The following is a 10,101-nucleotide window of genomic DNA, read 5'->3' on the forward strand; positions in this document are numbered from 1 at the left end:
GGTCAGATAGCGGTGGAAGGGGGTAAATATCTATATTTGTACCCCGATGACCGCATGACATAACATCATCGATAGATATATGCACCTAAAAAGTACTATACTCTGCCCCCTCCTGCTTTTGATCGGGGGGCTTAGCTTGCCCCAGTTTGCAGCGGGAAGCGTCCCCACCTCGTTCCCGAGCCTAATCCCCCTACAGCAGCCCGACAAACAAAAGGTCGGGGCGACGACCCCACCTTCGTTCCCAGGGGGAGAGGAGGCCCTCCAGGCTTACCTCGGGGAGCATACGGTCTATCCAGAGGAAGCCCAGAAGCAAAAGATCCAGGGGCAGGTTCGTATTACCTTCATCGTCCAGCCCGATGGACAGATCTCCGATATAGAGGTAGCTCAGGGGGCTGCGCTCCTCCTAGATAGAGAGGCGGTGAGGGTCGTGCGGTCAATGCCACGCTGGATCCCCGCCCGTGAGAAGGGGATCGCCGTGGCTATGCCGGTGACGATCCCGATCACCTTCAGGCTCCCTACGACGAGCCAACCCACCCTCGTCCCGAACCCTTCGTCCCAGCAGCAAGCCAAGAGTGAGGGGATCGAGGATAATCTCCAGCCGATGTTCCCCGGTGGGGAGCAGGCGCTCATCGCCTATATGTCCAATAATCTAGTCTACCCAGAGGCAGCCGTGAGGAAGCAGCTCCAGGGGCGACTCTTCGTCCGTTTCGTCGTCGAGGCCGACGGACGGCTTACCAACATAGCGATACACCGAAGCGCCCATCCCATCCTAGACGAAGAGGGGATGAGGATGGTGCGGTCGATGCCCCGCTGGGTACCCGCCCGCAGGGAGGGGGTCGCTGTAGCAGCTCCGATGATGCTCCCGATCACCTTTAAGCTCCCCTCTCAGGGGTTAGCAAGTCTCGTCGACCGCCTGCAGAAGAGCAATGTAAAGCAAGTCGCCGAGCCTGACAGCATCCCAGTCATAGATGAGAACAGCTCCGACATTGAGCACCCCCTCTTCCCCGGCGGTGATCGGGGTCTCTCGGACTTCCTTAGGTTAAACCTAGAGTATCCAGACGTAGAGTATCGCAATCGTACTCAGGGGGAGGTGCACCTACGCTTCGTCGTAGATGTCGATGGCTCCATCTCCCAGATCAAGGTGGTCAAGGGGACTAGCCCCGCCTTCGAACAAGCCGCCCTAGATGTAATGAAGCTCGCCCCTAAGTTCATCCCTGCTCGTAAGAATGGGAAGCCACTACAGGCATGGCACTATATGACCATTAGGTTCTTCCCGTGATAGGGGCCATGGGAGAGCTCCTCTGATGTACTAAGGCTCTCCCTTTCCATCAGGAAGTCCACCTGCAAGGTGGGAGATAGCCCATCGAGAGAGCTCGGGGGAAGGTTAGCGACCTAGCTAGCCTTCCCCCGAGTGTGTTGTGGAGCGTCTCTGGTGTGTGTCTTGGCTTCGTCACTCAGGGCTCCGGCTGGATGAGTGGCGAAGAGCCTAGAGAGCCAAGGGCTTACCCTATGCCCAGCGAGTAGCCCCTGATGGTGGCTATCGAGTAGGGTAGAGCCCGTATGGAGCCCGTTGTGTGGGCTATTTGTCTGAGTACGGATAATGGCTACCTTTGCTTCATCTTAGTAATCATGAGCTAACCCTATGACAAGAAAACGAATTATCCTATCAGCTCTCCTTGTGCTCGTCACCTCTCTACCTTCCTTTGGTCAAGCTGTGGTGCGAGAGATGTACAAGTGGATCTACGATAGAAATCGGGAAGAGGATAGGATCTTTTGGAATGCCTACCTCACTCTCTATCTACAAGACGGAAAGGTCACGGGCGGAGTGCTGAATGCTACTACAGATGAGTATGATGAGATCCGTGAGGGGTATGTCTGTGGCTATTCCATCTTTCCGCTGAAGAATGTACGAGTGGATGGGGATACTATTCGCTTCACGATAGAGGTAGAGCGAGAGGATGATCTCTTCGCTACACCTCTTCCCGCAGGGATGGAGACATGCCAGTTCGCACGAAACCTAAAGTACCCCAAGTGGAAACATGCTCTACCGCAGGAATGGATATATACGCTCCCTAAGCCTGAGTACACGGTCGTTCGTCTGAAGGATGGTAACCTCAGCGTCCGCCAAGGGAAGGGCTCTAACTATGAAGATCTGCGCATCTTCGTGTATCAGCCCTCCTTCTACGTCATGCCACAGGATATTGACCCAAAGAGCTGGTAGAGCTATCGTATAACTAGGAGGCAGAAAAGCCTTAGGGGGCTCCAGCATCTATGTGCTGGAGCCCCCTAAGGCTTTTCTAAAGATACTCTAGGTGAATGCTACTTCTGATGACTGAGGCACCAGTCGTAGGCATTGCGGAAGGCCTTGAGCCAAGGTGTCGCCTCATGCTCCGAGCGTACCTCCTCGGGATAGTAGGCACACTGCCAAGGGAAGATCGCCCGCTCAGGATGGGGCATCAGTGCCAGGTGACGCCCATCGGCACTGCATAGACCAGCGATGGCATCAGGCGACCCGTTGGGGTTGCCTGGGTAGGCATTGTAGTCGTAGCGTGCGATGACCTTGTAGCGGGAAGTCTCGTAGGGTAGCACGAACTTCCCCTCCCCATGAGCAACCCATATACCGAGCTTCGTCCCCGAGAGGTTGCCCAGCATCACGGAGTCGTTCTCGGGGATAGCGAGGCTGACGAAGGAGCTCTCGAACTTGTGGGAGTCATTGTGCTCCATGCGGTGCTTCAGCTCGTGCTCGGGGTAGAGTAGCCCCAGCTCCGCCATGAGCTGACAGCCATTGCAGACCCCTAGGCTGAGGGTGTCGGGGCGAGCATAGAAGCGGTCGATCGTGGCCTTGGCCTGCTCGTTGTACAGGATGCCTGCAGCCCAACCCTTAGCCGAGCCTAGCACGTCAGAGTTGGAGAAGCCACCGCAGAAGACGATCATCTGCACATCCTCCAGCGTCTCCCGACCGGAGATGAGGTCCGTGAGATGGACATCCTTAACATCGAAGCCAGCGAGGTAAAGGGCATAGGCCATCTCTCGCTCGCCATTCGTCCCCTTGTCTCGCAGGATAGCTGCCCGTACGGGAGCCTTTGTGGTGCGATCGGGGTTGGCCTTGAGGTCGGCAAACTTCCCCGTGAAGCCCTCGGGGAAGGCGTAGCGGAGGGGTTGCTTACTGTAGTTCGTACAGCGTGCTTCGGCCAGCGTCTCTCCACTCTGATAGCGGTCGAGGAGGAAGGAGGGACGATACCACAGTTCCCGCTTGGCATCTATATCGAGGGTGAGGTGCTGCTTGCCTTGGCGGATCGTGAGGGTACGCCCTGTGGCCGTAGGTGTGGCGATACGGGCGAAGCCGATGCTTGCTGCCGTGAGCACCTCCTCGAGAAGCTCTGGGTGAGAGGTCTGGACGACGATACCGGGGTTCTCGGCGAAGAGGAGCTTGACAAGGTCGGTCTCTGGGATAGCGCTGAGATCGACTTCGAGTCCACCCTGCTCGTTAGCAAAGCACATCTCCAGTAGCGTGGTGATAAGTCCACCAGCAGAGATATCGTGTCCAGCGACAAGGGCTCCACGCTCCAAGAGCTCCTGCACCGAAGTGAAGGCCTCACGGAAGTATTCGGGCTCCCCGATGTAGGGTGTCTCGTCTCCCAGCTCAGCGAGTACTTGGGCGAGGGAAGACCCGCCAAGAGCGAGCGGAGCAAAGCTAAAGTCAATATGGTAGAGCGGATAGCGAGGGTCGGGGATGAGGACGGGAGAGAGTACCTTCTTCACGTCTGAGACTTCACCCATCGCACTGATGATCACTGTCCCTGGGCTCAGTACACGAGACCCGTCGGGGTACTTCTGCGTCATAGAGAGCGAGTCCTTGCCGGTGGGGATGTTGATGCCAAGCGAGATGGCGAGTGCCGAGGCTGCCTCGACAGCGTCATAGAGACGAGCGTCCTCACCCTCGTTGCGGCAGGGCCACATCCAGTTGGCACTTAGCGAGACGCCCTCGAGTCCATAGGTAAGGGGTGCGAAGACGAGGTTGGTCAGGGACTCTGCGATGGCTAGCTGTGAGCCGGCTACGGGATCGACGAGGGCTGCGGCTGGAGCATGTCCGATAGAAGTAGCTATCCCCGACTTGCCTCTGAAGTCCACGGCCATGACACCACAGTCACTCAAGGGGAGCTGTATCGCCCCCTGACACTGCTGGCGTGCCACACGACCTGTGACGGAGCGATCGACCTTGTTGGTCAGCCAATCCTTACAGGCGACACCCTCGAGCTGTAGGACACGATCTAGGTAGTGCTCCACCTGAGTGCAGTCGTAGCTGAGTGCAGGGTAGTGACGCTCCACGGTGCGGTCGTGCATGTAGGTCTTAGGTGCAGAGCCAAACATATCGGACAGGTCAAGGTCAATAGGCTTGTCTCCATCTGCCTCTTCGAAGGTCAGATGCATATCCTCGGTCGTCTCCCCGACGACGTACATCGGAGCACGCTCACGCTCGGCGATACGGGCGATACGCTCTAGGGATTCTTCTCCGACGAGTAGCCCCATGCGCTCCTGGCTCTCATTGCCGATGATCTCACGGCTGGAGAGCGTCTCGTCTCCGATGGGGAAGGTGCTGAGATCGAAGTGTCCGCCCGTCGTCTCGACGAGCTCTGAGAGGCAGTTGAGGTGTCCACCAGCCCCGTGGTCATGGATGGAGACGATGGGGTTGTCCTCGGCCTCTGCTAGGGCACGGATGACATTCTCGACACGCTTCTGCATCTCGGGGTTGGCACGCTGTACGGCATTGAGCTCGATAGCTCCTGCATACTGACCGGTATTGACAGAGCTGACTGCGCCACCACCCATACCGATGCGGTAGTTGTCACCGCCGAGCAGGACGACCTTCTCGTGGGGCTTAGGTGTCCCCTTCTGTGCATCACTGCGGCGGGCATAGCCGACACCGCCTGCGAGCATGATAGCCTTGTCGTAGCCATATACCTGTCCTTCGGCTTGGTGCTCTAGGGTGAGGACGGAGCCACAGATGAGGGGTTGTCCGAACTTGTTTCCGAAGTCACTCGCTCCGTTCGAAGCCTTGGTGAGGATCTGCTGAGGTGTCTGGTAGAGCCATGGGCGTGCAGGTAGAGCCTCTTCCCAGGGGCGGTTATCCTCGAGTCGTGGGTAGCTCGTCATGTAGACGGCTGTCCCAGCCAGAGGAATGCTGGCTCTACCGCCTGCCATACGGTCTCGGATCTCCCCACCTGTGCCTGTGGCTGCGCCGTTGAAGGGCTCCACGGTGGTGGGGAAGTTGTGGGTCTCGGCCTTGAGACTTAGCACGCTATCTACAGCCTTACGCTCAAAGAAGTCTGGGCGATCAGCCGAGGCAGGAGCGAACTGCTCCAAGTCTCTAGGTCCGTCTATGAAGGCGACGTTGTCCCGGTAGGCGGAGACGAGATGGTTGGGGTTAGCAGCGCTGGTGTCCTTGATCATAGAGAAGAGCGAAGCCTCTCGCTCCTCCCCGTCGATGACGAAGGTGCCCCCGAAGATCTTGTGTCGGCAGTGCTCGGAGTTCACCTGCGAGAAGCCGAAGAGCTCGCTGTCGGTCAGGGGACGTCCGAGTCGCTGGGAGAGCTGCTCGAGGTAGTCGATCTCCTCTTCACTGAGTGCGAGCCCCTCGCTCTGGCTGTAGGCACGTATGTCTCGTACCTGACGGATCGGCTCCGCCACCTGGTCGTGGGTGAATACGCTCTGGTCAAGTCCGTGATAGAGGTGCTGGAGCATCGGGTCGTAGGGGGCATCGGCACTCGAGACCTCCTCGAAGGCCTCGATACGTGTGATGTCGGGGATCCGCATATTGCGCACGATCTCTACGGCATTGGTGCTCCATGGGGTGATCAGCTCCCGCCGAGTCCCGATGAAGATGCCCGAGAGTGTCGGGCTGTCGAGGGCTACCGCCCCCCCGAAGAGCCAGGTGAGAGCCTCTAGGTGCGCACGTCCTATAGCCTGATGGCTCTCGACGATGTAAAGGGTAGAGCTACTAGGAGCTCTGAAGAATGTAATCATTCCAGTGTCTATAATACGGAGTAGGTGTAGGGATGAGGAGACGCTAGGGTCTGCATGTCCCTCCCGAAGTAGAGGGCGCTGGGCTCGACGTCTCCCTGCAAAGATAGCTAAAAAGCGAGGCTCCGTGAGACGAGACCATGCTCTGGTCTATCTGTCTCACGGAGCCCTCTTGTAGTAGGTGATACCATCTCAGGCGATGGAGGTGTCCTCGTCTAGCTCGGAATACGTAGGGTACGCCCGATGCTGAGCTTGGACGTGGAGCCGATGCCATTCATCTGGCAGAGCTTCGGGATGCTCACCCCATAGTGGCGTGCGATAGAGCCGAGGGTGTCACCCTTCTTGATGCGGTGCGTCTTGAATTGTTCTTCATTGGCGACCCCGCCCTTCTTGGGTCTAGCGGCTACCTGAGCATGAGCGAAGGAGCGAGGAGTCTGGTAAGCCCCCTTGACGAAGGCAAATACGTCGAAGCGTGGGACGCCTGCCTCGAAGTCGAAGAGATCCGTCGGCGCTAGGGGGATGCCCATGAAGCGAGCCTCGAAGTGTAGGTGTGGCCCTGTAGAGCGACCAGTGCTTCCCCCGAGTCCGATGGGGTCTCCCGCCCGGACGACTGTCCCCTCGCGGACGATCGCACGGCTCATGTGTCCATAGACCGTCTCGAGTCCATTGGGGTGGCGGATGACGAGGTAGTTGCCGTACCCTCCACCCTCGTAGGCACGGATACGCACCTTGCCAGAGAAGGCTGCGCGTACGGTGTCACCCACGCTGAGCTTGAGGTCTACCCCATAATGCATACGTCCGAAGCTACGGCGATATCCGTAGTGCGAGGTGATCTGTCGGGTCTGGATCGGCATCACGAACTCCTGGAGGTCGATGTCCTGCCGATCAGGGATATTCACTGCCATCCCGGCAAAGGGATTGACGTGGCTACCCCACGAGTCGTCACCATAGATGTCCACCGCTGGAGCCTCCAGGTCTTCCTTCTGCTTCTCGGCCTGTAGCTCCGCCTCTCGGCGTTGCTTCTCCTTGAGCAGTCGGTTCCGGATCTCTAGGCGGTCGGCTAGGAGCAGATGCTCACCCGCTTGGGTGGATGAGCTCTGCTGGCCAGCTGTCGTGCGTGTCTCTCGCTTAGGTGTCTGGGCCTTCACCTGGGCATGAGCCCAGCTCGTGAAGCTGACGGCGACCAGACAGAGAGATGCGCATAACAGTTGCGTCTTTTTTCTTGTCATACCAGCTTTAGAAATACGTTCATTTGTTAGCTAACACTACCCTAGAGAGGCGCGTCTCCCTAGGGGATCCCTGCGAGCAGATGCCTAAGCAGGGAACGAATACAAAGATAGTCAAATACATATAATACACAACCCACACCTCTCCCTATCTCCCTACTTATGCTACGGGGAAGGGGGGAGCATTGGCTCGACCCTATGTACACTGACCATCCTATGTACACTGACTAGTCTACTAACGTCGCCCTCCCCCCAAGTCGTATCCTAGCTCTCGTATTCTCTACCCTACGGACACTCTCTAAGCTCTACGAGCCACCCCCAGAGTCAGTGGACGCTAGGAGTGGCTCGTGAGGATACCTTAGATAAAGGGGGAGAGGGGCGAAGCCTAATGGGCGTTGAGACGTATGTCTCGCAGGTCGGCGGTAAAGTGAAGGTCGTAGAGCTCTAGTCGCTTCACGGGGAGAGCCCCCGTATGGCGGAGGGGAAGGCGTGCAACCTTGGTGAGGTGATGCAAGAGTGGCCCACCCCGACCCTGATCGAGCCAAGAGACGAAGAGCATCCCCTTGTCGGCATTGATCCCGAGGGTCGTCTGTAGCCCGAGCTTGTTGTCGCTCTCTGTGCGTCCCTCTATACGGTAGTAGAGCTTGGCCTGGAGTGCCTGGATGGTCTCTGCCGTAGCTCCATCGGCTAGTTGGGTACGATAGACACTGCGCTCTCGAGCATCCGAGGCTCCACCAGAGAAGAAGAGTGTCCCCGAGGGGGCATCGTAGGCCATCGAACGTCCTACACCCTCCGATAGGGTGAAGCGAGCGGTCACCCGCCCCTCCTTCATCGAGAAGAGGGCATAGCGACCCGCGTCATCCCGTATCACTAGGTACTCGCCTCCCGCCTGATAGATCTGACTGAACTTGGCTCCTGCTGGGAGGACCTCTATCGCAGTGCTACTCGTCGCGCCAGGGGTGAGCTGTAGGGCTACCCGATCATACTTGCGGAAGAAGTACCCCTTGTCCTGCCACGAGGCCGCTGCTAGGGGGTACTCCCAGTTCCCTCCGACGGTGATCCGACTCAGCTTCCCATCCTTGGGGGTAAGGCGGTAGAAGGACTTCTTGCTAAAGGCTAGATAGGTAGAGCCATCCGAGAGAACGAAGCTCTGACGCACCCAGTTGTCATCATCGGGCTCCTCGATGCGGATGTTGTGTAGGATCTTGAGCGTCTTCCTATCCAGCAGGAGGAGCCGAGAGGCATGCCGGCGCTGGGTAAAGTCATACTTCGCTAGTAGGGCGATGTAGTCCCCGGCAGTGCTGAACTGCGTCTCGCAGACATCCTCGTGCCCCTCATAGGCGGGATTGAGGTCGGCAAGGGCGTCCCCCGTGCGTCGCCCAGTGGGGTCGATGAGGAAGAGGTGTGGGGCTGAAGCGACGCCCGTAAACTCATTGTAGTGGTAGACGGCGAGCCCTGAGTCATGGAGGAGCGTGTAGCCCTCGTACCCTTCGTAGGGCTTCTCTGGCTCCTTCGGTTGCTCGGGTTCCTTAGGTTCCTTAGGATCCTTGGGCTTCTCAGGCTCTTTCGGCTTCTCGGGCTGGGGGGTAGGGGGGATGGGCTCGGGAGCCTTGCTCCCACACCCCGTGGTGAGGGTACCCACTACGAGGGCAAGGGCGAGGATAGAATAGATCTTCATAATAGCGATATGGATGAGGAAGGCTCCGCATCGGAGCCTTCCTGGGTAGCGAGACTAGGGGCATAGTCGCTGAGGGGACTACCTATGCCCTTAGTCTGAATGGGTCTACTTCAGCTCCTTGACGGTGAAGCCGTGCCACTTGCCGTCCTTCAGGTCGTAGCCAGCCTTGTCTGCGGGGGAGAGGTAGAGGGTAGGGGAGATCATACCATGGAAGGTCACACTGCCATCCTGAGGCATATCATCCTTGTAGGGGGTGAAGTCTATCTGAGGCTTTGCTCCGAGGATGAGTGTGAAGTGCCTCTTAGGATCGTACTTACCCTCGAGGACACCCCGACCGATCGTCTTGACTCGGGGGAGGCTGAGGTAGGTGAGTCGGATGGGGTTTACGGCGCCGTAGCTATTGAAGGCTATGTGACCAATCTTCTCGAGGTAGGGGAAGTTCAGCGCATCGAGCTTGCCGTTGAAGGAGAAGACCTGCTCCCCGATGCTCTTGAGCTTGGGGAAGTGAACGAACTGGAGGCTGTAGCATGCTACGAAGGCATTATCCTCGATCTCCTCTATCCCTTCGCCGTAGATCGCCTTGAAGTTTTGGAACCGCTCCCCGAAGGCTCCGTTCCCGATCTTCTTGATGCTACTGGGGAGGATGAGTACCCCATTGTGTCCACGACCCGTGAGGGCATTGTTATTCTTGACCCGTTCGAGGACGCCATTCTTGACCACATAGTCCGAGGCTGAGAGGGAGGCAGGGATCTCGATTCCATCTAGGCGAGCGAAGTGGTGACGAGCGATATACTCGAGGTAGGCTAGGTAGTTGGGGTCAGCCTTGGGGTCGAAGGTGAGTACCTTCTCCTCGGGTGTTCCCCAGAAGGCATCCTCGGCGGTGTAGGTGCTCTTGTTCAGCTCGTCGATAGCCAAGGGGGGACGCTGTCCAGCGCCGAAATCAACCTTCATCAGCGAGGAGCAACCCTTGAAGGCTCCAGCCTCGATCTTCGTGACACCTGGGGCATGGATTTCCTTGAGGCGAGTGTTCCCTGCGAAGGCCTTTTCCCCGATCGTGTGTACCTTATCCTTATCTAGGCGGACGACCCCATCAGCTGGGGTGGCATCGGCTCCGAAGGCGATCAGTACACCATTCTCTATCTTCATCCCTTTAGCGGGGGGCTCAGGGGTGGGCGT

6 protein-coding genes are annotated in these 10,101 nt (G+C 58.0%); 2 read left to right on the forward strand and 4 right to left on the reverse strand.

Annotation, left to right across the window (positions count from 1 at the left end; all coding sequences use genetic code 11):
* Positions 1–79 precede the first annotated feature (79 nt).
* A complete protein-coding gene (locus QZ170_RS08790) occupies positions 80–1,279 on the forward strand; it encodes an energy transducer TonB (RefSeq protein WP_297180054.1) in 1,200 nt (399 codons plus the stop codon).
* A gap of 363 nt (positions 1,280–1,642) precedes the next feature.
* Positions 1,643–2,221, forward strand: coding sequence for a hypothetical protein (locus tag QZ170_RS08795; protein ID WP_297180056.1), 579 nt, complete (start codon positions 1,643–1,645; stop codon positions 2,219–2,221).
* 98 nt (positions 2,222–2,319) lie between these two features.
* Here QZ170_RS08795 and purL read toward each other — a convergent pair whose 3' ends face one another.
* The 4 genes from purL to QZ170_RS08815 form a co-directional block, all read right to left on the reverse strand.
* Positions 2,320–6,024 (reverse strand): phosphoribosylformylglycinamidine synthase, encoded by a 3,705-nt coding sequence (gene purL / locus QZ170_RS08800; RefSeq protein WP_297180058.1) that lies wholly within the window; start codon positions 6,022–6,024, stop codon positions 2,320–2,322.
* A gap of 212 nt (positions 6,025–6,236) precedes the next feature.
* A complete protein-coding gene (locus QZ170_RS08805; RefSeq protein WP_297180061.1) occupies positions 6,237–7,250 on the reverse strand; it encodes a peptidoglycan DD-metalloendopeptidase family protein in 1,014 nt (337 codons plus the stop codon).
* Between the two features lie 382 nt (positions 7,251–7,632).
* Positions 7,633–8,925, reverse strand: a complete 1,293-nt coding sequence (locus tag QZ170_RS08810) for a hypothetical protein (RefSeq protein WP_297180064.1) — start codon at positions 8,923–8,925, stop codon at positions 7,633–7,635.
* A gap of 105 nt (positions 8,926–9,030) precedes the next feature.
* Positions 9,031–10,101, reverse strand: a 1,071-nt coding sequence (locus tag QZ170_RS08815) for a leucine-rich repeat domain-containing protein (protein ID WP_297180066.1), incomplete at its 5' end; no start/stop codon positions are given.

It is taken from the genome of uncultured Porphyromonas sp. (assembly GCF_905372525.1).
In the GTDB taxonomy this organism is placed as follows: domain Bacteria; phylum Bacteroidota; class Bacteroidia; order Bacteroidales; family Porphyromonadaceae; genus Porphyromonas.